Source organism: Vibrio sp. 10N.286.49.B3 (assembly GCF_002873395.1).
Lineage (GTDB): Bacteria > Pseudomonadota > Gammaproteobacteria > Enterobacterales > Vibrionaceae > Vibrio.
In genome coordinates, this window is the sequence record NZ_MCUV01000004.1 from 46,496 (window position 1) to 72,964 (window position 26,469).

A 26,469-nucleotide genomic window follows, 5' to 3' on the forward strand; every position below is an offset into this window, starting at 1 on the left:
TAGCTCAAAAACTAACCTACCAAGCAAATGTTGCAAAATGGTTGCAACTGACTGAGCATTTTCTCAGTTGCCCTTTATCGATTTAGCTTGGGAGTTTTGGCTGTGTTTACGATCGCTTTGGCAACACCCCACCACTGAGGTATAAACCAACTGCAGCGAGAACCGGATAACCAAAGGCTTCGTTGATCATCACGCCGATGTAAGCCCAGTCATAGCCATGCAAACTGCCGATGATCACCACGCTGTGCAGTCCGACATAGGGCACGGTGAACAACAAAACAATGTAGCGTTGCAGCAATCGAAACGGCTGATAGGCTTTAAGCAGTTCGATTTTTTGTTGCGCTTTCTCTTCGTCGGTAAAGATAATCATATCTCCCGTGTTGATGATCGCTTCTAGCCCTTTTTCTACGGCTCGTGGGCTACCAAATAAACGTCCGAATAACCCCATCGTTACCCCTCCTTGTTGTGTTTAGGGTGATCGCTGCCCTGCTTATTATGTGTCACTAAAAAACGCTGCACATCAAACGACGGACACGCTTTGGCCGCTGACCAATCTCGATGCCCTTTGATCTGCGTATGGCTCAGTTGGTGCTGCGCCATCAGTTGAGTGAGCAATTGCCAGAGCGCCTCTTTTTGCTCAGTAGTGAAGTTATCTTGCGCTTTAAGTTGCTCATCGACCCCACCGACTAAGCAGATACCTAGGTTGGCGCGGTTATGCCCTCGAACGTGTGCGCCGGTTTGATTGAGCGGACGACCTAACTGCACCTCGCCACTGCGGGTAATAACAAAGTGATAACCTATGTCTCGCCAGTGACGTTCGTTAACATGCCAAGCGCGGATCTCTTTGACGCCGATATCGCGTGACGCTGGTGTAGCAGAGCAGTGCACCGTCACCCATTGGATCTCCTTATTAGAGCGCGTCATTATTCACCTCCTTAATTACCTGCTTACTCACCGCCTTGTCTGCGACTGATAGGTCTAAGTCCACCAGCAAGGTTTGCTCTAGCTGTTCGACATAACGTTGGCAGCGCTGCTCGAGTTGACTGACTTGGCTAAAAATACTTTGCGTGGCTTGGGTTGGGCTCAAGGGATCGAACAAGGATAAGAATTCGACGCCGCTGTTGGTGAGCAAGTTGGCATCGTAGGGCGCAGGCGGTTTATTGGCTTGCACCGCGCGACCATTTAATGCAAAGCGCGCTAATGCCATGTGGGCGATCACTCGACTGGCGCAATGGGGATGAACCAGTTGCAAGCTTTGGCTGGTGTGCGCCATTAACCAGCGATGGGTTCGTTGATAGACGCGCTGCGAACGTGGCAGGTAGCGTAAGGTGAAAAGTGCATCGCCAAGTGGGTGGTTGCGAGCGTGTCGGGCTTGGCTAAAGAGCAGCATTTCCCGCGTTTCGTCCCACCGTTGATTGGCCAAACTGCTGATCCCAGGGTGGGATAATGCACCTGTAACAGATTGATTATGGGCTTTAATTAGCCATTCTACTAATAAAGTCATCGTGTTCCTCATTTGAAAAACAGCATCAAAGAAAAATTTCCCTCGGTTTGGCTGAGTTCAATTTCCCTGTGCGTGACAGCAATATTTCTGTCACTAATGACTTTAAGTGTGAGCAATGCAGATTGGAAACGATAAGAGCGTGATCGAGTTACTATTAATACAACAAAATCTGTGAATGGTTTTCACTCTCTTAGCTGATAAATGCAAAGAGTAAATGCCAACTTTTCAATATTTTGAACTCAACCACAAAACTGAATGCTGTTTAAAATTTGCACTACCAATCTGAGTTTTTGCTCGTTAGTCTCTAGAGCACCTATCTGGTAACATTTAGATAACAATGAAAACATTCGATAAACATGCGCGCTGTATTTGGCATTAAGTTTCAGTCAATGCATGTAATTTATAAAGAGCTAGCATAACCGCACTAATAATGAGGACTTACCATGTGTAAACATCTGGTCGCCAAGACCATGCTCGTAGAAACAGGATCACCAATGGCCAAATTGGTTTTGCTGAAAATCGCTGACAATGCCAACGTTCACGGACACTGTTTTCCTTCCTACGGCTACCTAGCCAAAATGTGTGAATTGTCACTGCGCACTGTACAAAAACACGTTAAGGGCTTGGAAGAAAAGGGCCTGCTCACCATCACTCATCGTCACGCTAAAAATGGTCGTCAAAGCAGTAATTTATTTATCCTCAATCTAAAAGAGATAGAGCGCAGAAGCTTCGCGGCACTGGGCGTTGATGATGCACCATCGGAGGTGGAAGCAGATGCCACCATAATCAGTCATAAAGAATCTAAAGATAATAATTCGTTTGAAATGACCTTCAGCGCTACTGATGGACAATACATTCTTAGCCAAACGGAATATGAACTTTGGATCTCTTGCTACCCTGCCCTGGAAATTGAACATGAGTTGTTAGCCATTCATGCTTGGCTTGAGTCAAACCCGACCAAACGTAAAGATCTCAATGGCACGAAAAGTTTTATTAATGCCTGGTTACGTCGCTCGCAAATCAAACCGGCCACAAGCAAAGCTTCATCTGAGCACAAAAAAGATAACGACTCACTCATCGACGATCACTGGCTAAAAGGAGTGGAAAATGACCTATTTTGATCCCTCTCGTGAGCAAGTAGAGATGATCGTTAATCAGCTTTTTGCTCAGCTACAAGGTTTATACCCGGCATGGCGACAAGCGTTTGCGACTACCGAAGAGATGAACAATGCCAAACGCGCTTGGGTGAAGGCGTTTATTGAGCGCGGCATTACTCGTATAGAGCAGATCCAACTGGGGCTTTCAGCGGCTCGTCACGATACTAATAGCTTTATACCTAGTGCCGGTCAGTTTTGTAATTGGTGTTTAGAGATCGATATGGATGCGGCATTTGCTCGTCATATTGCGGGTCAACCAAAAGGTGAACGTGAACGCTGGGTAATGGGCCAAGCTAAGTTTAATACCAGTCGTTTACCCTATCCGCAAGCGCGTAAGTTATTTTGCTCCTTCTTTCAGCAAGCCGTTGAGCAGGAAGCTAAGAGCAGAACAAAATTACAACTTAATCGTAGTTAAAAGAGGAGAGATAAAGATAAGTAATTAGACGTAAGGTTGGCGGTCAATAAAGCGGAAGTAATAATTAAATTTGTTAGAAAGGAAAGATTAATATGCCAAAGTTTCTTAAGCAGCATCCTATTTGTATTCAAATTGAGGTGGGTGGGATTTCGTTTAGTTATATAAGTGTACAACCTAATGCTCAACCTTTATCGGCAGATGAGCGTAAGTACCTTAAGAATAAATTAGCGCGCTTGACTGGTAAGTCGCATACCATTGCAGCAGCTTTAGTTCATGTTTACCCCCGTGCCCTCAGTGCTGATACATTATGTCAACTGGCGGATCTAAAAAGTGAAACCGCTCTTAAATCACAGCTTAATATTATTCGCGATACCTTCAAACTCTATTATGCTCGAACTCATTCACATCTCTGTTACGGTCCACAGGGTAATACTAGCGAAGATATGAATGAGGGACAGCATCAAACCTTGTATGAAGACAGTCATCAAAACACAACAAAGAACCAGCATAGTAACATCTCGATAAATACGTGGGCGATAGATGCCAGGCAATTGCGTGATTTTCGTGCCAATAAGTTATTAAATAAGAGTTTTTGGTAGGTAAATTAATCGGTGTACTCTCGCTTCGTAATCAACTAGTATAATAATAGGGGGTTACAAGCCCTCTACATCGATGTAACAAATCTATAGATAGTAAGGGAATATCATGAAAAATATCGCATTAGCAATGTTACTTGCTTTAGGTGCATCTTCTGCTTTCGCTGCAACTGAAGTTGCTGGCACTGCAGCAGGTACTGCAACTGGTTCTACCGTAGCAGCAGGCGGCGCATCAGGTACTGCAATTGCTATGGGTACAGCAGCGGTTGTTGTTGTAGCTGCCGTTGCTTCAAGCGGTGACGGTACTACTGGTACAACTGGTACAACTGGTACAACAAACTAATTGGATTGATTTAATTAGTTTCTTACCCCTAATCCGAAATGATTTATTCGTATATTATTTGTTATGATTAGGGGTGCTTTACCCTCTTTTATATTACCCCTCGATTATCAATAAGCTATTAACAAGGTTGTTGTATGCTCAGACCCATGTGCCAGACTCTGGTTCGCTCTCTTGGTTACCTTGCTCGTCCCTCTTATCTTACTGCGCTTTTTATCCTGACAACCGCAGGCTGCTCACAACAATTTTCCGATGTTAACGCCACACTTAAAGAAGGCATTTACGGCTTTCAAGATATTGAAATGACCCAAGAACATCTGGCTAACCTGCCCTATGCGAGTACTTATGTACGTATTAATGGTGGGGCGCAAATCTTTATGGTCTTGGCGCTGGCTGAGAAAAATACGCAAACGGGTGTCACGCAGTTAAAGTGGGTATCGGCTGATAAAGCGATGATTGTTACTGAAGATGGGCGGATTACAAAAACCTTACGTCTGCCTATTTATAACCTGGCTGGGCTAACTTCTTCTTTTTCTGATTCTTATTTTTCTGCTACGACCAATCAGCAGTGGCAAGCGACCTATGATTGGGATAAAAGTGACTATTTAGATAAGCGTTATCACTACGGTTTTGATGCTCAGGTGAGTATGACTGAGCATGACACGAGCACTTTAACTTCCGCGCTATGGACGAAAAATGTCACCCAATGGCAAGAGCAGGTTTATTTTACTCAGCTTGATCAAACGATCACCAATCAATATTGGCGTGACGAGCAAGGCATGGTGGTGAAATCGCTGCAATATCTTGGTCCTGATATGAACAAAATTGAGATGGAAATTCTTAAGCCTTACCTGGAGCGTTAATGGTTATGTTGTTTTCTTTTTTTGCTACCTTGCTGCTTAGTTTTGTTAGTGTTGCTCAAGCCAATGTTCAGCCTAGCTCTCAAATCAATAGCCAAACCACCAGTAGCCAACCGGCACTCACCGTTGATGTGACACCAGCGGCTTTGGTGCAACTGCAATACCCACAAGCAGTTCGTCTTGATCAAGTGATGAGCGATGGCTTACTTCACCACCAACAAGCGCTGCAAGCTTCTTCTCATCGACCTTATGCGCCCTACTCGCTGGCGAATAAACTGTTTGATAATCATAAACAAGCACAAACCGATCGCCTTTATCATCAGGTTATCGATCAATTAGCTTTGCTCGCTCGCTATGAAATTATCGACAAGAATAAAACCATCACCGCCAACAGCAAACGACAAATGGCTGGCATCATTATTGAGCAGTTAAAAGCGCACCGTTATGGCTATCGTGAGTTGATCAGTCTTGATTTTGATTTGATCCGCCTGGATGAGCAGCATAATCCGCAATTACAGGGCAGCTATGAACTGCAACTGGCGCAGCGTCCTACTCAAATTCAGGTCTATGGTAATGTCCATCAAGTGGCGAAGATTGATTTTGTTGCCTCGCGCTCGATTACTGACTATTTAGCTTTGGTTTCTCCGTTAGAAGCGCCGGGCAATAACAGCAATGTCTGGTTGATTTTCCCTGATGGCAACATTGAAAAGTCCGGTTATGCCTATTGGAATGATCAACATGCGACGCTGGCACCGGGCACGATGATCTTCTGGGGCTTTAACCGTGATTGGTTTGCTAACCCTGCTGATATTGACCTTGATGAACTTGAAAGCAATATTGCCACTCTGCTCACTATGGTAAGGGGCTAACTTATGACTCGCTATTCTCAACCGCTTATTGTTGGCTCTCTTGCTGTGCTTTCTCTTGCGCCGACACTGGCGAACGCACAATCCAATGCTCAACCGGTGAATCTAAATCCTGTCATGCTGCGCCCTTCGATGGGGGATTTTGGCGGAGTGGGTTTGATGCAGATGCGCACGGGTCGTATGGCTCCGGTCGGTGAATTTAACGCTGGCTTTAATTACAACGATGACTATTACCACTACAGCGCAACCATGCAGGTTTTCTCTTGGCTAGAAGCAACAGCGCGCTATAGTCGAGTTCCTCACCGTAAATTCAATACAAACCCCGACTTTAGCGGTGACAATATTTTTACCGATAAGGGGTTTGATTTTAAGATCCGCTTATGGGAAGAGAGCTACTGGCTACCGGAAACGTCTTTGGGTATACAAGATTTTGCAGGTAGCGGCCTATTTGATAGTGAGTATATTGCCGCTACCAAGCAATTTGGTAACCTTGATTTTACTCTTGGCTTTGCTTGGGGCTATTTAGGTCAAAGCGGTAATATGCCTAACCCATTTTGTAAACTCAGCAGCAAATACTGCGATAGGGATGCAGGTTATAACCCTGATGGTGGTAGTGTTGAATTTGAGCGCTGGTTTAAAGGTAACGCTTCAGTTTATGGTGGGATTGAATACCAAACAACTCACCAGCCGCTACGATTCAAGGTCGAATATGATGCTAATGATTACACTAGTGATCGTTCTGGTATAGAAATGCCGCAACATGCAAAATGGAACTTTGGCTTGCTTTACCAGCTCGGTAATTGGGCAGATATGAAAGTCAGCTATCAACGCGGTGATACGTTGACTTTAGGGGTGAATTTATTTACTAACTTTAATGAGTTATACGCAACCTGGCGTGATGTTCCTAAGCAGACCATTACTCAATCACCAAGCTCGGCAGATTTAGTCGCTGGTTCGGGTTCTTCTGATCCTCAAGACGCTTCTAATCCTCAAACAGCAAAAGCCGAGACAGATTGGGACGCGGTGGCGAAGCTGCTAGAAGATAATGCCGGTTATAAGCAAAACAGTCTCTCGCTGGTTCATGATGCTTCATTGGTTAATGGTGACAGTGGCGGTCGTGATACTTTAGTTTTAGTCGGTGAACAAAAGAAATACCGTGACCGTGATGAAGCGTTGGATCGTGCGGCAGCGATTTTAGCCAATGCGTCTGATGCTGACACCTATCGCATCATTGAGCAAAGAAATGGTGTACCAATGACGCTAACCGATATTGATGCTGACCTCTATTATAAGGTGGCAAGCAATGGTTATATCGGTGCTAAGTTAGACGATGCGATTATCTATCACGGAGAAGTGACGCAAGAAGGTGCGAATCAAGATGATAAACAAGGCGATCAACAAACTCGTTTAAGTGATCAGACATTGGCAGAGAATAAAACGCGTTGGGATGCGGGTTTGTCTCCTATCTTAGCTCAGTCGGTGGGCGGTCCTGAATCTTTCTATTTTTTCCACTTAGGCGTTAATGCAGGGGCAAGTCTTTGGTTAACCGATAAGGTTGAGGCAAGTGGCTCTATCTATTTCAATATTGCTGATAACTATGACAAGTTTAACTATGTCGATAGCTCTCCTCATATATCTAATCATGCTGTGCCACGAGTGCGTACGATGTTCCGCTCTTATGTTCACGATAACCCAATCCGCTTAAATCACTTACAACTGACGTGGTTTGATCAAGCGGCAGAGGAAGTCTACACCCAAGCCTACGCGGGTTATTTGGAGATGATGTTTGCAGGTATCGGTGGTGAGGTGTTATATCGCCCGATGGCAGAGAACTGGGCATTAGGTTTGGATCTTAACTTAGTCAGTCAGCGTGATCCTGATAGTTGGTTTGGCGTGTTTGATGAAGCCTATTACTACTTTGATGGTTATGATAGCAGCAACTGTGATGGCTCGGCCTCTTGTCAAAATTATGTACTGGATAAAGGCGTTACTGGTTTTATCACCGCTTATTATATGCCGCAATGGGATTGGTTAGAAAACTCACTACTTAAGGTCAGCGCAGGACAATTCTTAGGAGGTGATATTGGTGCTCGACTAGATATATCTAAGCAATTTAAATCAGGAATGATTGTCGGTGGTTATGTTACAAGGACTGAACTAAGCACTGTTGAATATGGTGAGGGTAGCTATAATAAAGGTATCTATGTATCGATTCCATTTGATATTTTGACAGTGAAACCGAGCACTAGCCGTGGTCAATTTGGCTGGCAACCGATCACCCGCGACGGCGGTCAAATCCTTAACCGCAAGTACCAACTGTTCGACGTCACCGACGCCCGCTCCCCATGGTACCAGCGCAAGAATGTAGCAACACCATAGGGGATCGCAATATAGAGGTCACTACGCAGATCGTTCAAGCCCACACACCTTGAACGATTTGCCGCTTGCCTTTGCTCTTACTTTCCCCTTTTATCTTTCCCCTTTTATCTTTCCCCTGCTCTTCGCTCTTACTGCTCTTCACTTCCCACTTTCTCTCACTGCTCCTGCTCTTAACTTTTATCTTTCCCTCAATTTTTGATAAACTCAAATAAAACATACGAGTCCAACCCTAATGAATATCGCATTAATTACCGCTCGAGGTGGCTCAAAAGGCTTGCCAAGAAAAAATGTTTTACCATTGAACGGCACGCCATTAATCGGCATAACGATACAGGCAGCTCTAGCAAGTAAGAATATTGACCGCGTTTATGTCACTACCGAAGATGATGAAATAAAAAAAATAAGTGCTCAATTTGGGGCGGAGATCATCGATAGGCCTCTTGAGCTTGCCTCTGATACCTCAACAAGTGCAGAAGCCATTGAACACGCCATCCAATATTTAAATAAAACCATTAATTTCGATACGATTGTTCTACTGCAGCCAACGTCACCATTAAGAACCTCTCATCATATTGACCATGCTTTAACTATTTATCATGAGAAAAAAGCTGATTGTGTATTGAGTGTATTTGAACCATCTCATACACCGATTAAAGCTTATATCGAACAAGAAAATGGGATGATTAGCGGCCTTTTCAGTCCTGATGCCCCATATACAAGGCGACAAGACTTACCTAAAAGCTATCAACCAAATGGCGCTATCTATATTTTTTCTGTTACGAAATTCAAGCTTCACAACCTAATTCCTAGAGATAATGTATTCCCTTATGTAATGTCTGAACTCGAATCTGCTGATATCGATACCATTGATGACTTTACTTATGTTGAACAACTATTAAAGAGTAGAAAATAATGACAAACCCAGTATTTGAAATTTCAGGACGTAAAGTTGGGCTAGATTATGCGCCCTTAGTTATTGCTGAAATTGGAATTAACCATGAAGGCTCTTTGAAAGTTGCCTTTGAAATGGTCGATGCCGCTATAGAAGGTGGCGCTGAAATTATTAAGCACCAAACTCATGTCGTTGAAGATGAAATGAGTGGTGAAGCGAAAAAAGTTATTCCAGGTAATGCCGATGTCTCCATCTATGAGATCATGGCACGCTGCTCATTAAATGAAGAAGATGAAACAAAGCTAAAAGAATATGTAGAATCAAAAGGGGCTATTTTTATCAGTACTCCTTTCTCTCGAGCGGCTGCTGAGCGATTAGAACGCATGGGGGTAAGTGCTTATAAAATTGGTTCTGGTGAGTGTAATAACTACCCTCTACTTGATTTAATTGCAAGCTACGGCAAGCCTGTTGTTTTAAGTACTGGTATGAACGATATCCCTTCAATTGAGAAAGCGGTTAAAATATTTAGAAAGCATCAAACCCCTTTCTGCCTACTTCATACGACCAACCTGTACCCAACGCCTGATCACCTTATTCGTATTGGTGCAATGGAACAACTACAACAAGCTTTCCCTGATGCGGTTGTCGGTTTATCTGACCATAGTATTGATAACTTAGCTTGCCTTGGCGCTGTAGCCACTGGTGCTTCTGTTTTAGAACGCCACTTTACCGACAGCAAAGATCGTCCAGGTCCTGATATTTGTTGTTCAATGGATGTAAAAGAGTGCCACGAGTTAATCACTCAATCAGCAAGAATGGCAAAAATGCGTGGCGGCAAGAAAGAAGCAGCGAAAGAAGAGCAAGTGACTATCGACTTTGCTTATGCAAGCGTTGTTACTATTGCTAAAATTGAAGAAGGTGAAGTATTTACCAAAGATAACTTATGGGTAAAACGCCCAGGTACGGGTGATTTTTTAGCAGAAGATTATGAAAGTCTACTTGGTAAAAAAGCATCTCAAGCTATCCCTTTCGATGTGCAATTAAAGAAAGAGTTTATAAAATAGTATGAGCAAAAAGATATTATTCCTAACCGGTACTAGAGCTGATTTCGGTAAGCTAAAAAGTTTGATCTTAAAAGTTGAAGAATCAGAAAAACTTGAAGCTCACTTATTTGTTACTGGCATGCATATGATTTCTAAATATGGCATGACAGCAAATGAAGTTGAAAAATCGGGCTTTAAGTCGATTTTTAAGTACATAAACCAAAATAATATGGACTCTATGGATGTTATTTTAGCCAAGACAACACTTGGTTTATCGGACTATGTCAAAGAGTTACAACCAGATATGATTGTTGTGCACGGTGACCGTGTCGAAGCAATGGCTGGTGCAATTGTTGGTGCCTTGAATAATATCTTAGTCGCTCACATTGAAGGTGGTGAAGTATCCGGAACGATTGATGAGTTAATTCGTCACTCAGTATCTAAAATGTCCCACCTTCATTTTGTTTCTAATGATCGCGCAAAAGAACGACTATTACAGCTTGGTGAAAATAAAAACAGCATTCATGTGATAGGCTCTCCCGATCTCGATATTATGACATCACCAAACTTACCTTCGTTAGAGCAAGTTAAACAGCGCTACAATATTCAGTTTGACGATTATGCTGTCTTTATGTACCACCCAGTAACGACTGATATTGATAATTTACCGCAAAATATCAAACAAACGGTTGATGCGATTATTGCTAGTGATCAGAAGTTTGTCGTGATTTATCCTAATAATGACCATGGCTCAGAAATTATCATTAATGAGCTCAACCGCTTAAAAGAAAACCCTAACTTTAGAATTTTTCCAAGCGTGCGATTTGAGTGTTTTTTAACATTACTCAAATACTCACAGTTTATGATCGGTAACTCGAGTGCGGGTGTTCGTGAAGTTCCTTTCTATGGTATTCCATCCATCAACCTTGGGTCTCGTCAAGATAATCGCTCAAATGCAAAATCTATTTTCCATGCAGATGAGAAATCAGAATTGATTCTAGAGCTTATCAACCAAGCATTATTGAGCCAATTTGAACCAGAGGTCGAGTTTGGTAATGGCAATAGTGACGAACTTTTTGTTGAAATGCTAAATAACGATGATATATGGGCGACATCAAGCCAAAAAATATTTATGGATTTAAAGAAATGAAAATACTGCATATAGCGGCTTTTGAAGGCAATATCGGTGATAATGCCAGCCACCTTGGTTTTCAAGAAATATTGAATCAGATCCAGGTCAATAGTGATGTCGATCGTTTAGAAATTCGAAAAGCTTACAATAACTACATTGGTGAAGATAAAATCATTTTTAATGAAGATTTTGTCGCTCTAGCCAATACCTATGATTTAGTCATTTTTGGTGGAGGTGGTTTTTTAGACTACTGGGTTGATAACTCCGTTAACGGTACCACCATCAATATCACAAATGATCTTTTAGATACGATTCGATGCCCAATCCTTATTACAAGTATTGGTTGCAATCCACACCGAAAAGTACCCGAAGGAAATCATGCAAAATTTAAAGCATTTTTAGATTATGTACAAACTAACCCTAACATTACCATTGCTTTGCGAAATGATGGCTCTGTTAACTCTATTGCTCATGATTTTGGTCAAGAGTATTTAAGTGACATCCATGAGATTTTAGATCATGGCTTCTTTTATACTCCTAGCAATGCGGTGACATTACCACTCGATGAAAGCTACGCTGTTATCAATATTACTAATGACCAGTTAGAAATGAAGGATGTTATATCCGACGATCCTTCTTGGTATCATGCTGAACTGAAAAGTATTGTTGATACTGTTATTAATAAAGGATTGAAAGCTGTTTTTGTTCCTCATATTCATCAAGATATCACAGCTATATCTCAATTCTTAGATTATCTACCAAGCAGCACAGTGCGCAGTTCTACGATGGTTGCACCTTGCTTCCAAGGCGATGCTGCGACTGATTTTATATTTAATCTTTATAAAAATGCTGACGTCGTTATTGCTTCTCGCTACCACTCCAACGTCTGCTCTTTAAAGTTTGGTGTGAAAACGATTGGTTTGTCGCCATTACATAGAATTGAGTATATTCATCAACAACTGGTAAGTAGCGAGAACGGCTCTAGTTTCTATATTGAAAAAAATGTCGCAAACAAGGTAAATCACCTCATTACAAATTTAGATACTATTAGCATTAACCACAAAAAATTAAATATGCTAAAAGAGGCTACTATTCAGTTTTATGCCTCCTACTTCGCTAACTTAGAAGACTAGTTATACTAACAGTTAGGTAGTCATAGCATTTGACTACCTAACTTTAATTTATCACCTTAACGATTATGACTTATTGGCAAAGTGATCGTTTAAGTAATTTTGTATTCGATTGATCTTTTGAATACTGGCACTTCCTTTTTGCACAAGTACTTTAACTGGGCAGCTAGGGTATAACTTCGACAAAGTATATAAAGCAGTTGAAGATAAACCAATAATATTCACTGGTTGAACTTTCTCTTTATACAGTTCAATTTCTATTGGGAAAGAAGGCATATGATAGATCAGGTTATCCAACCTCTTAATCGCTTCTGTGACATGGGCCATTTCAGTTCTATGAGGGATATAAAGTAACGGGCTATCCGAGCATTGTTGCGCTTCTTCTAAAAGCACTAAGTATTCAGATAGGCTTATATTGTGACTTTTCTCATCCACACGCCCTTGTCCAATGAAAATATCATAATGTGTATTTTCACTCTCAACCTGGCTAAACTTATCGCTTAATGTTTTCAGGTTATTGCTTCTAAATTTTGTAACACAACCTGGAAGATCAAAAACTGAGAATATTTCAGTATTTTCAAAGAAAGGGAGTCTACCTATTGGTTTGATACCTTGTAATTTCAGCTGAAAATCTTGGATTAATCTTGGTCGATAATATGCTTTCTTCGGCTCAAGATGGTCATAATAATCAACAAACATCATCGTTCCATCATCAAAAAAGATATGCTTTTTAAAGTCTAAGTTACGAATAAGAAGCTTATTTCTCCAACTGCGATACTCACTATAAAAAAAGGTATCCAAATTACCTTTCGATAGTTCGAGTACCTTTTTAATTATTTTTGGTGTGTTCGTCGTTCTTTTTTTACGATCAAATCTCAGAATGTAATCCCAGTCGCTTTCATCGACTAAGGCACTCATCTGCTTTTTACCAATTTGGCTATTTTGTTCAATAATAACTAAAAGATTATCTTTTGCCTGATAAGACTCTCGGGCCTCATTGGCACAAATATATTGAAATGGAGAGGTGATGATAAAAACGTTCATGGACTATGCTATCCCGTTTAATAATTAAGCCTATTGCTAGCTTTATGCCTAACATGAATAAGAGATAGGCTGACGGACATAATACCTGTCAGGCTATCTCTATATTATTGAACCTTGCTTCTCAAACTACAGTTGTGAAGCCAAGGCTCTGAGCAAATTTATGCGTTTTGAATCGCAAGATATTCAGCAACACCTTCAGCAACCGTTTTAAATTCAACATCGCAGCCTGTTGCGCGAAGTTTGGTCAAATCGGCTTGAGTAAATTCCTGGTAAGCGCCTTTTAGATGCGCTGGGAATGGAATAGTTTCAATGCTATTGGCGTCTTTACCGTGATGTTTTACCACCGCTTCGGCTACCGCTTGGAAAGGTTCTGCGCGGCCAGTACCACAGTTGTAGATACCTGAAACGCCGTGCTCTAGGAACCATAAGTTCACGCTACACACATCACCCACATAAACGAAATCACGCTTAAATTCAGAGCTGCCTTCGAACAGTTTTGGATTGTCGCCAGCTAGGATTTGGTTGTTTAAGTGGAAAGCCACCGATGCCATGCTGGCTTTGTGATCTTCACGTGGGCCGTAAACGTTGAAGTAACGGAAACCGGTGATTTGCGATAGCGTTTCGCCGTGTGCTTCAGCGTCTGCCCATAGGCGGCGTACATAGTTATCGAACTGCTGTTTTGAGTAACCGTAAACGTTCAGCGCACCTTCAAATTCACGCTCTTCGATGAACTTTTCTGTGTCGCCGTAAGTTGCAGCTGATGAGGCGTATAGGAATGGGATCGCACGCTCAAGACAGTAGTGAAGCAATTCTTTTGAGTACTCGTAGTTGTTGAGCATCATGTATTTTCCGTCCCACTCAGTAGTCGCTGAGCAAGCACCTTCGTGGAATACCGCTTCAATTGGCCCGAAGTTTTCGCCAGACATTAATTGAACTAGGAAATCATCACGGTCCATGTAGTCGGTGATATCAAGATCAACGAGGTTTTTGAATTTTTTACCATTCTTAAGATCATCAACCACAAGAATGTCGTTAATTCCTGCTTTGTTTAATGCTTTAACAATGTTGCTGCCAATCATGCCAGCGCCACCAGTAACGATAATCATAACTCTTCCACCAAGATTTTAAGTATTGATTGAGTTTATCAAATAATCATGTAAAGAAGAAGTGAAGCCCATATTGACCCTAATTCCCAACAATCTGTTTCTTTGATAAACTGTGCAGTAATTTCATTGATATAATAGCGCGCAATAACGTACATCATCACCCCTATAAATGCGCAGTAACGTACTGATATTAAATTAAGTAGATTCAAATGACTAAACGTAATGATTTTGATCCAAAAGCTTATAACCCAACCTTCCAATGGGATTTTCTCGCCCCTAAGCATTGGGGTACGTGGTTAGGCTTAATTGCTTCACTTCCTTTGGCACTTTTACCAAACCGCTGCCATGTTTGGATTGCCGACAAAATTGCTCGCAAACTTATCACCAAGCGCAAAGGCACAATACATAATGCCTGGGTTAATTTAGCGCTCTGTTTTCCAGAAAAATCTGACCAAGAACGTGAAGCGATTTTGCATAAGACGCTGGTCACGGCTGGCACATTTATGCTGCGTTTTGCCAATTTGACCCTGCGCAGTAAACAGTGGCTACGTGATAATACTGTGGTCAATGGCATGGAGAATCTACAAACGGTGCTTGATGAGGGTCATAAAGCGATTCTATTAGTTCCGCATACGTGGGGCATCGATATTCCTGCCGTGCTGCTGGCTTCGCAAGATCTGCCGGTTTCAGCAATGGCCAAGCGTCAGAAAAATCCTGTAACCGACTGGCTGATGCACCGTCAACGCGTGCAATATGGCGGTCGCGTTTATGAGCGCAGTGGTGGTATTAAACCTTTCATTAAGTCGATTCGCGATGGCTACCTTGGTTACTACCTTCCCGATCAAGATCATGGTCGTGAACACAGCCTATTTATCGATTTCATGGGCAATCGCAAAGCAACGCTGCCAGGCTTAGGTAAACTGGCGAAAGTGAGCCGTTCGAAAATTGTGCCTGTTTTTGCCATGTTGAATACCGACACGGGCAAGTATGAAATCAATATTCATCCTGCATGGGAAAACTACCCGAACGAGACCGAAGCGGAAGATGCTCGCATGATGAATGCCATGATTGAGCAGGAAGTGATACAACACCCTGAGCAATATATGTGGATTTTAAAACTGCTGCGTACGCAAGAAGATCCGGATTCAATTTATAATCCTTATAAAGATCCGAAATATAAGGCCTCTAAATAGACGGAGTTCTGAATAAACTAAGATCGAAGTAAACGCAGATTCTAGATAAACAAAGATTCTAGATAAACAGAGTTCTAAATAAACAAAGCAGCAACGCTTTCATTTTTAATTAATAAAACAACGACATTGAGCTTATAGAGATGGATGACGCAAAGAAGATTTTAATTATTGGCCCGTCTTGGGTCGGTGATATGGTGATGTCGCAAACTCTGTATATGACATTAAAACAGCAGCACCCGAATGCGCTGATTGATGTGATGGCACCGGGATGGTGTAAACCGATTGTAGAGCGCATGCCTGAAGTAAACCGTGCAATTGATATGCCAATGGGCCACGGTGATGTGAACATTTTAGGTCGCCGTGAAATTGGTGTGACGTTACGTAACGAAGGATATGATCACGCTTATATCTGCCCAAATTCGGCAAAATCGGCGTTAATTCCTTGGTTTGCGAATATCCCTAAACGTACTGGCTGGAAAGGCGAAATGCGTTATGGTCTATTAAACGATCTACGTCCAAACAAAAAGTCGTTCCAATACATGGTTGAGCGTTATGTAGCGCTGGCTCATCCGAAATCTTCGATGATTGATTCAAGCTCTTTGGGTGGATTAGATAACCTGCCAAGACCGCACTTAACCATTGATGCTGAAGTACAAAAAGCAGCGTTAGTAAAGTATGGCTTAGCAACCGATAGCCCAGTGATTGGCTTAGGTCCTGGGGCAGAATTTGGTCCTGCGAAAAAATGGCCAGAAGCACACTACGCTGCTGTTGCCGAGGCGATGTGTCAGCAAGGCAATCAAGTGTGGCTGTTTGGTTCGGCGAAAGATGTCGAAACCTGCGATTCCATTAAAGCGCGAGTTGATAGCCAGTACCACGACCAAATTCACGTCCTCGCTGGTCACACAAGCCTAATTGAAGCCCTAGATTTACTCGCTTACTGTAAAACCGTAGTGAGTAATGATTCCGGTATCATGCACTTAGCCGCCGCTGTTGGCTGTAATGTGGTTGCGGTATATGGCTCAACCTCACCTCGTTATACGCCACCTTTGGCTGACAACGTAGAGATCGTCCATACCGAGATTGAGTGTCGCCCTTGCTTTAAGCGTGAGTGTCAATTTGATCACTTGAAATGTTTAAGCGAACTGGCTCCTAAGCAGGTACTCGACAGTATTCAACGTCTGCACGCCATCAAGGTTTCGGCATGTTAATTCGCGTCTTTTATACGTTCGCCCTAGCCCTAGCCGCGCCTTTGCTGCTGCTTGGGCTGTATAAGTCAAAGCCGAATAAGCCAAAGTTTGGTTCGCGTTGGAAAGAGCATTTTGGTTACACACCGTCGCTACCTTCGGCGAAAAACACGTCACAAGCACCGCTGTGGATTCATGCTGTATCGGTGGGTGAAAGTATTGCTGCTGTTCCGCTTATTCATGCGCTAAAAAAACGTAATCCGACTCAAACGATTGTTGTCACCACGACCACCAGCACCGGCGCAGAGCAAATAGCTAAGCTGGGTGATTTGGTTGAGCATCGTTATATGCCGATTGATTTTTCGTTTGCCGTGCGTGGCTTTTTAAACGCGATTAAGCCGCAGAAGATGCTGATCATTGAAACGGAGCTATGGCCAAATACCTTAGCGGAAGTGGCAAAAGCAGGCATACCGATCACTGTGGTCAATGCCCGTTTATCCGAAAAATCTCGTCGCAATTACGCCAAAGTGCAGCCATTATTTAATCTGCTTAGCCAGAACTTAAGCCAAGTGTTATGTCAGTCGCAAGCCGATGCTGAGCGCTTTGCTGCCTTAGGTATCGCGCAAGATAAACTCGCGGTCACGGGCTCGATTAAGTTTGATATTCATATCTCGGATGAGACGAAGTTAGCGGCTAAAAATCTGCGTAATGAGCTAAATGGTGAACAAGATAATACAACAGCGAACAAAACTGACAGTGAGCGCCCTATTTGGATTGCTGCCAGCACGCACAAAGGCGAAGATGAGCAAGTACTTGCCGCCCATCAAGCTGTACTTGCCGAGCAACCGAATGCACTACTTATCTTAGTTCCACGTCATCCTGAGCGTTTTGATGATGTCTTTAGCTTATGCCAAACCTCTGGCTTTAACTGCGTTAGACGTACTTCTAACCAAAGCGTGACTGGCAATGATCAAGTCTACCTCGCGGATACCATGGGCGAAATGCTCACCTTAATGGGCGCGGCTGATCTCTGCTTTATGGGCGGTAGTTTAATCGGTGATAAAGTCGGCGGACACAATGTATTAGAGCCCGTTGCTTTAGGGCTGCCAGTCATTACTGGACCTAGCTATTTTAATTTTGAAGAAATAGTGAATACATTGCATGCTGAAGAGCTGTTAGTCATCACACGCGACTCTCACTCTCTAGCGCAAGACATCATAGTATTGCTAAAAAACATGACCACAAAGCGTAATGTTCAAGTTAGGAAAAATAACGATACGAGTGCCACATATCAAACTATCAAGCATATTGAAGGTGATAAGTAATGAGTTCAACGTTAGCAATTAAGATCAGAAGAAAGTTGATTAAAAAGTACATCAAACTAACTCATGACAAAGCCGACTGGTATAAAGCTGACTATTGGCCAGATATAAAAAATATTGAGGATGAGTATTACTTTCAAAAGAATTTAATCCCGACTCAAAAGCTCTCTACTTTGCAAACCGAGCATGACAACGTCAACATCATAGGTTCTGGTCCTAGCATTAATAAGTTAGATTTAGCTGAGATAAAAAATAGCGCTAACATTTATCTCAATGGCGCTATCTCTATTGCTCATGATAAAAATTTACCTGTCTTTGCTCACGTTATTATGGATTTTAACTTCGTATATAACCGATTTGATATCATCAAAAACACCAAAAAAGGCACGAACTTAATCCTTAGTTTAGGGGCGTTATGTGCTATTGCTGAACGGGATATGGATTTATTATTAAGCTGTAATATCTTTGTATTTAAGACTGAAAAGATATCGGCAAGCAATCTATTATCAACGGATATTGATTCTTTCATTGTCGATGGTGGGAGCGTTATGTCTATCGCAGTACAGATTGCCTACCGTATGCAAGCACCCATGATTTATTTGTTAGGGTTAGATATTTCCAACGCGACTCAACCTCGATTTTATGAGAATGATAAAAATAAGCAGAAGTGTGGCTTACAAAAAGATTACGAAAATAAAATCCTGCCATTCATGATGGAAGCGGCAAAGGTTGCTCAAGCTAATGGTATAGATATTGTCAATTGCTCACCGATTTCAAAGCTTCCTTTTGATATTATTCCTTACAGTAATCAATATGAGAAATAAACTGAACAACACCATTATTGAGTGCATTTTAATATGTTAATTCGCACCTGTTATGCCTTCACATTAGCCCTAACTGCGCCTTTGCTGCTTGGGCTGTATAAGTCAAAGCTGAATAAGCCAAAGTTTGGTTCACGCTGAAAAGAGCATTTTGGTTGCAAGCCTGTAAGGAAGCTAGAGCAGTCAAAGAATTTAGAGGTCTTTACTGTCTTTGATATCCCTGAACCGCAACATAAAATTGTAAAAAATACTTTTGAGCAATTAAAAGCACACTATCAATGTGAAACTCTCTATAACGCTGACGCCCCTGCTGGGTTCATTGGTCATAAAAGAAGAAAAACAGTACAGGAATATGTAGCAGAGATTCAGCACTTCACTCAATCACTCGGAAAGTCTGTTATTTACTTCCCTCACCGAAATGAATCGCCTGAAGTAAGAGCTGAAGTTGAGAAAATTGAACTATCTACGCTTGTTGGCATTTTTTCAACAGCGCAATACACAGCATCGATATTATATCCAGGTATGCCTATTTATAATTTATATAAGCCACAAGTTAATGCAACACATAAAATGACGGTACGTGAGAAAAGAATCCATGATGTTTTTTGGTAAAAAAAATCAAAGGTTTATGCATTTATTGTCTGTGGACACTTATATTTATCCCTCTGGAATGCTACTGTTTTTAGTTGTTTTTTAAATTTTCGGGTATGATTCTATTTACTTTATATTTTTCTAGGTATTACTTAAATGTGTATTAAGAATAAAAATGCAATAATTGGTAGAACAAGTCATACTTTCCTAAAACTATACATTGACATGCTTATCCATAAGTGTGACTGTTCAAAGGATGATATTTGTATTATTGCTACAGATAATTCACTTACTATTAGTGAGTTAGATGGTGTTATGGTTATTCCTTTTGAGTCTGTATCTAATGAAGATTTCATTGAGTGCAAAACAATAACCGCTATATCTCTATCAACTCATAACTCAAGTTACTTGTCCAAGATCATCGATATCGGTGATGTTCGAGATAAGCTTTATATCCACTTAACGGATGATGAAGTGGATAGATGGCTTAAAACTAAAGATAAACACGGTGAGTTAATACCAACAAAATCTAATAGTTTTGATGATGATTGCAAACACGTATTGAATCACGTTAAAAATCTCATTGCTCCCAGGGATTACTTCGAACCTAGCCTTCAATATTTGACAGGGCGTGACGATCTAAATTTTATTGATGCCCGTGATGCTTTCAAGTCTCTTCCTACTCTATTATGGGATAAATTTTCTGATGTTTACACCATTGATGAAACTCAAACTGCACCAGAAAATAGAATCATGATTGGCGCTAAAAGAGGTGTTTTCTCTCTTTTTGAAGTTATTGCATTAATTCAAAACCTTAAGAAAGAAAATTTATTACCAAAGTATAAATTACTTGTATTTACATATAAGAAAAAGAAATCATTTAGAGTATTAATTGATATATATCTTGGTTACTTGCGTAAAATTCGCAGGTGCAATGTTGATATTTCCTACCCTACAGCAACCAATTCTATTACTTATAACGCTCTTGTTATGTCATGCTCTCATTTGTTACTACAACGACGAGGAAGTATGTCGACAACGAGAAGTTATTTGAGTTTAGGTCGAGGTGTCGTTCACGTAGAGGTAGATTCTCCGAACTACATTGAGCTTTCTAAAGCTGAATCTATCAAAGTGGCCGGCTACTCATCAATGAGAGATGTAGCAAAAAACATTGCTAATGGAAATATAGACCTCGATATAAATCGCAAGCAGATAGAGGAACGATTTGAATATAAGTTTAGCCTATTAAAAGACATTTATAATTGACTAGATAACCTATTCTCAGGTAGTAAATGACTTTTAGTGAAAGATAAAATTACAATGGCGGTGATCATCTCTTCATGCAGTTTTTCACCTGGGCGAATGCCAACCACTTTCGTTTCACACTCTGGCGCGATAGCTTCTGCGATATCCATGATCTTGTACGATGGGATTTTAGGTACGAAGATTTCACCACCTAAGTGATTTTCAAGCGCGTACATCACCATATTGACACCGTCTTGCAGTGAAATATTAAAGCGAGTCATCTCTTCGTGAGTAATTGGCAATAGACCTTCTTCTTTTTTCTTCATGGAGAATGGAATAACTGAGCCACGTGAACCCATCACGTTACCGTAACGCACAACACTAAAACGAATATCTTTAGAGCCTTTGATGTTATTCGCTGCAGCAAATAGTTTGTCTGATGCAAGCTTAGTTGCGCCGTATAAGTTAATCTGTGCACACGCTTTATCGGTTGATAGTGCTACCACATCATGAACGCCACATTTCAGCGCAGCTTGAATCACGTTCTCAGCGCCGTCGATATTGGTGCGAATACACTCTGTTGGGTTGTACTCTGCTGTATCGACTTGCTTGATTGCTGCTGCATGAATAATCACATCCACACCTTCATACGCTTGGATCATACGATTTTGATCACGTACATCACCGATAAAAAATCGCAACTATGGATAGTCTTTCAGCGGGTAGTTTTGACGAATCTCAAACTGCTTGAGTTCATCTCAATAGATAATGATCTTTTTAACATCTTGATAGCGTTCAAGAATTGTTTTAATGAACTGTTTACCGAATGATCCTGTGCCACTGGTAATAAGTACTGTTTTATTATTTAGCATTTTTTCACCTAACAAGATGTAAATTAATTAAATGTATTATCCATGGTGAATGGTATATCTACGAACTCACCATTACATAACCAGAGTGAATTTTTTCCATTTCTTTTTCACTCCATTGAATATTGCGCTTCTTTTGTTCTTTTATAAAAGAGCGCTTTAATCTCGCTAGGTTACCAGCTTTCCATTCATCACCAGGTTGCTGGTAGCACTTATCAAAATCAATAATCCATACCTTATCTTGATCATCGAGCAAAATATTGTGGATATTTAAATCAGTATGGTTGACTTGAGCTCGATGCATTTTCGCAATCTCCTGCCCAATTTTTTGATATATCTCTGCTGTTAGCGGCTTTTCTTGCAAAATAGATACGAGATCGCGTGCATTGGGTATTTTTTCACTCAGAAGATCGGCTTGATAACAGAAGGTTCGCTTTACTGCGCGTGCTGCTATTGGCTTTGGTACATGAACGCCCGCTGCGATTAACGTGTTTAATAACGTAAATTCTTGGGCGCTGCGGGTTTTATCCCAACCAGTGAACCAGTAGTGGTCTTTCACCAACTTGCCAAATAAACCACCACGTTGATAGTGCCTTAACGCTGCGGCCAATTTCTCGGTCTGCACAAACCATGTGGTTCCTCGCCCCTTCGCACTACCAATCACTAAACCTTGTTGCTGCCAGTAACTTGCATCGAAGACTTGCCCAGGATTTTCACTTAAAAGCGCATCATCAAACCAGATATGCTGTTTAGGTTGCTGAAGGGTTTTGATCACATGGTTTCCTTTTATTTTCCATTGAGTAAACGTGAGCCGATTATAAATATTGCAGCAAGATAAGTAGCCAAGTAAAGCCCGCGAGAGCTAATGCAATAAAAACTGCAGAAGAACCAATATCTTTGGCACGACCGCTGAGCTCATGATGCTCGGTACTCACTCGGTCAACAATCGCCTCAATCGCTGAGTTTAGTAGCTCAACAATTAACACTAAAACCACACTACCCACCATTAAAATGCTTTCGACCACCGATAGGCCTAAAGCAAAATAGAGCACGATAGTTAAAATCAGTGCGACCACCAGCAAGCCTAATTCTTGTCGAACCGCCGCTTCATATTTAAAGGCCGCTTTGAGTCCTTGCATTGAATATCCGGTCGCTTTAATCACGCGCTTAAATCCGGTATTGCCTGGTTTTCCTGTCATTTCTCTCTCCCTGAGCTATCGGGTTAAGGTTTATCACACAATCACACGAATATATCCCATCAATATTTTACATTCTTTGCCCTGCAATACATAATTCTGACTCTTATTTGTCGCTTTTTCTTTAGGGAACTTATCATCATGGCGCTTTTTCAGTCGGCCCCTAACTCTATTTGCATTCTTCGCCTCTCTGCCATCGGTGATGTATGCAATACCATAGCAGCGGTTCAAGCGATTCAACGTCAATGGCCTAGCACTTCAATCACTTGGATTACCGGTAAATTGGAAGCCCAATTGATTGCTGATCTGCCTAATATTGATGTGATTGTCTTTGATAAAAAGGACGGCTGGAGCGGCTATAAAAAGCTGTGGGCACAACTCAAAGGTCAACACTTTGATGCCCTGCTACACATGCAATATGCCCTGCGTGCGAGTGTGGCAACGTTAGGTATTAAAGCGCGTTATAAGCTGGGTTTTGATGCTCAACGTAGCCAAGATTTTCAAACTCTGTTTACCAATGTCAAAGTACCTTCGCCTAGCGAGCCGCATGTTTTAGATGGTCTGCTTGCCTTTACCCATACCTTAGGTGTCACAGCTGCAGAGCCAACATGGTCACTCTCTTATACCGAGCAAGAAGGTCAATGGGCAAGCGAGCAGCTAAATCCGAACCTGCGCAATGTCGTGATTGTTCCGGGCGCGAGTAAAGCTTACAAAAACTGGACAGCACAAGGCTATGCCGAGGTTATCCTTCATGCTCAAAAGCAAGGCTGGCAGGTGATTTTAGCTGGTAGCCCTGCACAGGTTGAGGTCGATTTATCTGCTGATATTGAAGAGGTTCTTATCTCTAGGGTTATGGACTCTCAAGCAGAAAACATGACCAACTTGGTGGGTAAAAGCAGCTTAAAACAGATGTTAGCCCTACTGGATAAAGCCGACTTGGTGATAGCGCCTGATACCGGTCCAACTCACATGGCCAACGCAATGCAAACCCCTGTGATTGGTTTGTATGCCCACCATAACCCTGAGCGCACCGGACCGTATTTATATCGTGACTATATTGTCTCGGTTTATGACCAAGCACTTAAAGCCGAAACCGGCAAAGACAAAACCGAACTTAGCTGGCGTACGCGAGTTAAAGATGAAAATGCAATGCAACGTATTAGCGCCTCACAAGTAATTGAGATGTTTGATAAGGTTGTTTTAGATAAGGATTTAATATGAGTAAGCCAACTCTCGCAGTCGCATTGATTGTTAAAAATGAACAGCAGCACCTGAAGGCATGTTTAGATACGGTCTCTGGCTGGGTTGATGAAATCGTTATCTTAGATTCAGGCAGCAGCGATCAAACCCAAGAGATTGCTCACCAGTTTACGGATAAGTTTTTTACTAATACGCAATGGCCTGGATTTGGTAAGCAGCGTCAGATCGCGCAAACTCATGTTGAGTCCGATTACATTCTTTGGCTTGATGCTGATGAACGTGTTACCCCTGAATTAAAGCAAGATATTCTCGCGGCGGTCAGTGCTGATAAAGCCAATGTTGTGTATAAAATTAACCGCTTAAGTACCGCTTTTGGTAAGCAGATTAATCACTCTGGTTGGTCTCCAGATTGGGTGGTTCGTTTAGGTCGTACCAAAGAGTTGGCTTATAACGACGCGCTGGTGCATGAAAGTGTTTTAACTCCTGCTGAACTAACGGTCGAGCCATTAAAAGGTCGCTTACTTCATCTTACCTTTGATGCGCTACACCAATACACGCGTAAAACGGCTCTGTATATGAAGTCGTGGGCCGATCAGCGTGAAGGCAAAAAGAAGGTTGGATTAACCAGCGCAATCCTGCATGGCTTTTTCCGTTTCTTTAAAATGTACTTTATCAAACGTGGCTTCCTCGATGGTCGTCATGGCTTGGTGCTGGCTATCTTAAGCGCCAACACGACTTTTACTCGTTATGCTGACCTGTGGTTGCGTGACTATGTAAAGCAGCAAAGTGTAAAGCAACAAAACGTAAAACAGCAGAATGAACAGCAACAGGATGAGAAGAAATAGTCATGAAGATTTGTCATGTTAACTTAGCTTCTGGGTTTAGTGGTGGCGAGCGTCAGACCTTACAGTTAATTAAGCAGCAGTTGCGTGAAGGCTATCAGCTTACCGTTGTCGCTAATCCGAAAAGCCCTTTTGCTGATGCGATTCGTGAATTAGGCTGCAAGCTTGTTTTAGCGACGCACTTTACTCGCCAGCATAAGAAATCCATTACACAAGAGTGCCAATTAATTCACGTTCATGAAGGGCGTGCGATTTACTGGGCGCTGATTCAGTCAACGCTGTTTTCGATTCCTTATATTGTCACGCGCCGTATTGATAACCCTTTAAAAAATAAATGGCTATCCACCAAAGCTTATGACAAAGCCAGTGCGGTGATTGGTTTAAGTAATGAAATTGTCGCGCGAGTAAAAGATCGCCACCCGAATGCAACGTTATTTAAAATTCCAAGCTCACCGGTGGCTTATCCTGTCGAGCAAAATCAAGTGGATACGATTTGGCGTCAATTTGCCAATAAATTTTTGGTTATCCAAGCGGCGAATTTGCTCAAACATAAAGGTCATGACGTGACGTTAGCGGCGGCAAAACAGCTGCAGGAACTCAACCCTAATATTCATATTGCCCTACTTGGTGATGGTCCTCAGCGGGAAGCTTTAGAGCAGTACGCACAAGAGCATCAGCTAACCAATGTCACTTTTGTCGGCAAGCAGCATAATATGGGCGATTGGTTTGCCTCGGCAGATCTGCTTATCCACCCTTCTTATACTGAAGGTCTTGGCTCGGTGATTCTAGAGGCGATTCAAGGTGGATTACCGGTTATTGGTACTGATGCTGGCGGTATTCCAGATATTATCGATCATAATCAATCCGGCTTATTAGTTCCGGCTGGTAATAGTGATGAGTTGGCTCAAGCTATCCAATTAATGGCGACCGATAAACCTCTGCGTCATCGACTGTTAACAGGCGCAAAAGAGAAGCTCACTGAATTTGATATTGAACAGACTTCTGCTTTGTATCGCTCAGTTTATCAATCCGTCACTGAGGAAGCATAATGAGCAAAAAAGTCATTTACCCAGGTACCTTTGATCCCATTACGAATGGTCACCTTGATCTGATTAACCGCATTGCCAATATGTTTGATGATGTGACGATTGCCGTTGCCGCGAGTCCAAGCAAAAAGACCTTGTTTACTTTAGATGAGCGTGTGGCGTTAGTTGAGAGCGTGACGCAGCATTTACCGAATGTGTCTGTGAAAGGTTTCTCTGGCTTGATGGTCGATTTTGCCAAGCAACAGCAAGCGAATATTTTAATCCGTGGTTTACGTACCACTGTCGATTTTGAGTATGAGTTTGGCTTAACCAGCATGTATCGTAAGTTGATGCCGGGACTAGAGAGTGTCTTTTTAACCCCATCGGAAGAGTTTGCTTTTTTATCATCGACCATAGTGCGTGAAGTGGCGATTCATGGCGGTGATATTAATCAGTTTGTGCCAGAGGAAGTGGCGCAGGCTATTTACAATAAAATTCAAGATAAGCAGTAAGGAAG

The 26,469-nt window shown here is 41.9% G+C and carries 27 protein-coding genes and 1 pseudogene; 20 read left to right on the plus strand and 8 right to left on the minus strand.

All coding sequences use genetic code 11. The annotated features are described in order from the left end of the window. Positions 1-106: 106 nt before the first annotated feature. Genes BCU68_RS03425 through BCU68_RS03435 form a run of 3 tightly spaced genes read right to left on the minus strand, consistent with a single transcriptional unit; the run spans position 107 to position 1,504 of the window. A complete protein-coding gene (locus tag BCU68_RS03425; RefSeq protein ID WP_102563407.1) occupies positions 107-448 on the minus strand; it encodes a hypothetical protein in 342 nt (113 codons plus the stop codon). Positions 449-450: 2 nt separating this feature from the next. Then, positions 451-924: an N-acetylmuramoyl-L-alanine amidase gene (locus tag BCU68_RS03430; RefSeq protein WP_102563408.1), complete on the minus strand. Its 474-nt coding sequence runs from the start codon at positions 922-924 to the stop codon at positions 451-453. Continuing rightward, positions 911-1,504 (minus strand): hypothetical protein, encoded by a 594-nt coding sequence (locus BCU68_RS03435; RefSeq protein WP_102563409.1) that lies wholly within the window; start codon positions 1,502-1,504, stop codon positions 911-913. Before BCU68_RS03435 ends, BCU68_RS03430 begins: the two co-directional genes overlap by 14 nt. A gap of 494 nt (positions 1,505-1,998) precedes the next feature. On the opposite strand from BCU68_RS03435, the gene BCU68_RS03440 reads away from it, so the two are divergent. From BCU68_RS03440 to BCU68_RS03495, 11 genes are all read left to right on the plus strand, one after another. After that, entirely contained in the window at positions 1,999-2,625 is a 627-nt protein-coding gene (locus tag BCU68_RS03440) for a helix-turn-helix domain-containing protein (protein ID WP_157935158.1), read from the plus strand. Further along, positions 2,612-3,076, plus strand: a complete 465-nt coding sequence (locus BCU68_RS03445) for a replication protein P (RefSeq protein WP_102563411.1) — start codon at positions 2,612-2,614, stop codon at positions 3,074-3,076. The genes BCU68_RS03440 and BCU68_RS03445 overlap by 14 nt, the downstream gene beginning before the upstream one ends. 92 nt (positions 3,077-3,168) lie before the next feature. Next, positions 3,169-3,675: a hypothetical protein gene (locus BCU68_RS03450; protein ID WP_102563412.1), complete on the plus strand. Its 507-nt coding sequence runs from the start codon at positions 3,169-3,171 to the stop codon at positions 3,673-3,675. A gap of 106 nt (positions 3,676-3,781) precedes the next feature. Beyond that, positions 3,782-4,015, plus strand: coding sequence for a hypothetical protein (locus tag BCU68_RS03455; protein ID WP_102563413.1), 234 nt, complete (start codon positions 3,782-3,784; stop codon positions 4,013-4,015). 134 nt (positions 4,016-4,149) lie between these two features. Then, on the plus strand, positions 4,150-4,875 hold the full coding sequence (locus BCU68_RS03460; RefSeq protein WP_241901261.1) for a YjbF family lipoprotein: 726 nt from the start codon (positions 4,150-4,152) through the stop codon (positions 4,873-4,875). Next, the gene (locus BCU68_RS03465) at positions 4,875-5,741 is read left to right on the plus strand and encodes a capsule biosynthesis GfcC family protein (protein ID WP_102563414.1); all 867 of its coding nucleotides are present in this window, start codon (positions 4,875-4,877) and stop codon (positions 5,739-5,741) included. Before BCU68_RS03460 ends, BCU68_RS03465 begins: the two co-directional genes overlap by 1 nt. A 3-nt stretch (positions 5,742-5,744) precedes the next feature. Then, positions 5,745-8,117, plus strand: coding sequence for a YjbH domain-containing protein (locus tag BCU68_RS03470; protein WP_102563415.1), 2,373 nt, complete (start codon positions 5,745-5,747; stop codon positions 8,115-8,117). Positions 8,118-8,349: 232 nt separating this feature from the next. Then, positions 8,350-9,030 (plus strand): acylneuraminate cytidylyltransferase family protein, encoded by a 681-nt coding sequence (locus tag BCU68_RS03480; RefSeq protein ID WP_102563417.1) that lies wholly within the window; start codon positions 8,350-8,352, stop codon positions 9,028-9,030. After that, entirely contained in the window at positions 9,030-10,073 is a 1,044-nt protein-coding gene (locus tag BCU68_RS03485) for an N-acetylneuraminate synthase family protein (RefSeq protein WP_102563418.1), read from the plus strand. The genes BCU68_RS03480 and BCU68_RS03485 overlap by 1 nt, the downstream gene beginning before the upstream one ends. Position 10,074: 1 nt before the next feature. Further along, entirely contained in the window at positions 10,075-11,202 is a 1,128-nt protein-coding gene (neuC, locus tag BCU68_RS03490) for a UDP-N-acetylglucosamine 2-epimerase (protein WP_102563419.1), read from the plus strand. Then, positions 11,199-12,317, plus strand: coding sequence for a polysaccharide pyruvyl transferase family protein (locus BCU68_RS03495; RefSeq protein ID WP_157935159.1), 1,119 nt, complete (start codon positions 11,199-11,201; stop codon positions 12,315-12,317). Before neuC ends, BCU68_RS03495 begins: the two co-directional genes overlap by 4 nt. 63 nt (positions 12,318-12,380) lie before the next feature. Here BCU68_RS03495 and BCU68_RS03500 read toward each other — a convergent pair whose 3' ends face one another. Further along, complete coding sequence (locus BCU68_RS03500; RefSeq protein ID WP_102563421.1) at positions 12,381-13,358, minus strand: glycosyltransferase 52 family protein; 978 nt, start codon at positions 13,356-13,358, stop codon at positions 12,381-12,383. 158 nt (positions 13,359-13,516) lie between these two features. After that, positions 13,517-14,464: an ADP-glyceromanno-heptose 6-epimerase gene (gene rfaD / locus BCU68_RS03505; protein ID WP_102563422.1), complete on the minus strand. Its 948-nt coding sequence runs from the start codon at positions 14,462-14,464 to the stop codon at positions 13,517-13,519. A 209-nt stretch (positions 14,465-14,673) separates the two neighbouring features. On the opposite strand from rfaD, the gene lpxM reads away from it, so the two are divergent. From lpxM to BCU68_RS03530, 5 genes are all read left to right on the plus strand, one after another. Beyond that, a complete protein-coding gene (lpxM, locus tag BCU68_RS03510; RefSeq protein ID WP_102563423.1) occupies positions 14,674-15,657 on the plus strand; it encodes a lauroyl-Kdo(2)-lipid IV(A) myristoyltransferase in 984 nt (327 codons plus the stop codon). 140 nt (positions 15,658-15,797) lie between these two features. Beyond that, positions 15,798-16,865 (plus strand): lipopolysaccharide heptosyltransferase II, encoded by a 1,068-nt coding sequence (gene waaF, locus BCU68_RS03515; protein ID WP_102563424.1) that lies wholly within the window; start codon positions 15,798-15,800, stop codon positions 16,863-16,865. Next, a complete protein-coding gene (gene waaA / locus BCU68_RS03520) occupies positions 16,859-18,166 on the plus strand; it encodes a lipid IV(A) 3-deoxy-D-manno-octulosonic acid transferase (protein WP_102563425.1) in 1,308 nt (435 codons plus the stop codon). The genes waaF and waaA overlap by 7 nt, the downstream gene beginning before the upstream one ends. Beyond that, entirely contained in the window at positions 18,166-18,987 is an 822-nt protein-coding gene (locus tag BCU68_RS03525; protein ID WP_102563426.1) for a 6-hydroxymethylpterin diphosphokinase MptE-like protein, read from the plus strand. The genes waaA and BCU68_RS03525 overlap by 1 nt, the downstream gene beginning before the upstream one ends. Before the next feature lie 744 nt (positions 18,988-19,731). Beyond that, entirely contained in the window at positions 19,732-20,841 is a 1,110-nt protein-coding gene (locus tag BCU68_RS03530) for a hypothetical protein (RefSeq protein WP_102563427.1), read from the plus strand. 59 nt (positions 20,842-20,900) lie between these two features. Here BCU68_RS03530 and pseB read toward each other — a convergent pair. The 3 genes and pseudogenes from pseB to BCU68_RS03545 form a co-directional block, all read right to left on the minus strand. Continuing rightward, positions 20,901-21,692, minus strand: a pseudogene (gene pseB / locus BCU68_RS03535) (UDP-N-acetylglucosamine 4,6-dehydratase (inverting)); the annotation flags it as partial. A gap of 58 nt (positions 21,693-21,750) precedes the next feature. After that, positions 21,751-22,461 (minus strand): 3-deoxy-D-manno-octulosonic acid kinase, encoded by a 711-nt coding sequence (locus BCU68_RS03540; protein ID WP_102563543.1) that lies wholly within the window; start codon positions 22,459-22,461, stop codon positions 21,751-21,753. 43 nt (positions 22,462-22,504) lie between these two features. Next, the gene (locus BCU68_RS03545; RefSeq protein WP_102563428.1) at positions 22,505-22,888 is read right to left on the minus strand and encodes a diacylglycerol kinase; all 384 of its coding nucleotides are present in this window, start codon (positions 22,886-22,888) and stop codon (positions 22,505-22,507) included. Between the two features lie 138 nt (positions 22,889-23,026). Between BCU68_RS03545 and BCU68_RS03550 the strand changes: the two genes are divergently transcribed. The 4 genes from BCU68_RS03550 to coaD are packed head-to-tail and all read left to right on the plus strand — an operon-like array spanning position 23,027 to position 26,464. Next, entirely contained in the window at positions 23,027-24,106 is a 1,080-nt protein-coding gene (locus BCU68_RS03550) for a glycosyltransferase family 9 protein (protein WP_102563429.1), read from the plus strand. Next, complete coding sequence (locus tag BCU68_RS03555) at positions 24,103-24,930, plus strand: glycosyltransferase family 2 protein (RefSeq protein WP_102563430.1); 828 nt, start codon at positions 24,103-24,105, stop codon at positions 24,928-24,930. Before BCU68_RS03550 ends, BCU68_RS03555 begins: the two co-directional genes overlap by 4 nt. A gap of 2 nt (positions 24,931-24,932) precedes the next feature. Beyond that, positions 24,933-25,976 (plus strand): glycosyltransferase family 4 protein, encoded by a 1,044-nt coding sequence (locus BCU68_RS03560; RefSeq protein ID WP_102563431.1) that lies wholly within the window; start codon positions 24,933-24,935, stop codon positions 25,974-25,976. Continuing rightward, positions 25,976-26,464: a pantetheine-phosphate adenylyltransferase gene (gene coaD, locus BCU68_RS03565; RefSeq protein WP_102563432.1), complete on the plus strand. Its 489-nt coding sequence runs from the start codon at positions 25,976-25,978 to the stop codon at positions 26,462-26,464. Before BCU68_RS03560 ends, coaD begins: the two co-directional genes overlap by 1 nt. Positions 26,465-26,469 lie beyond the last annotated feature (5 nt).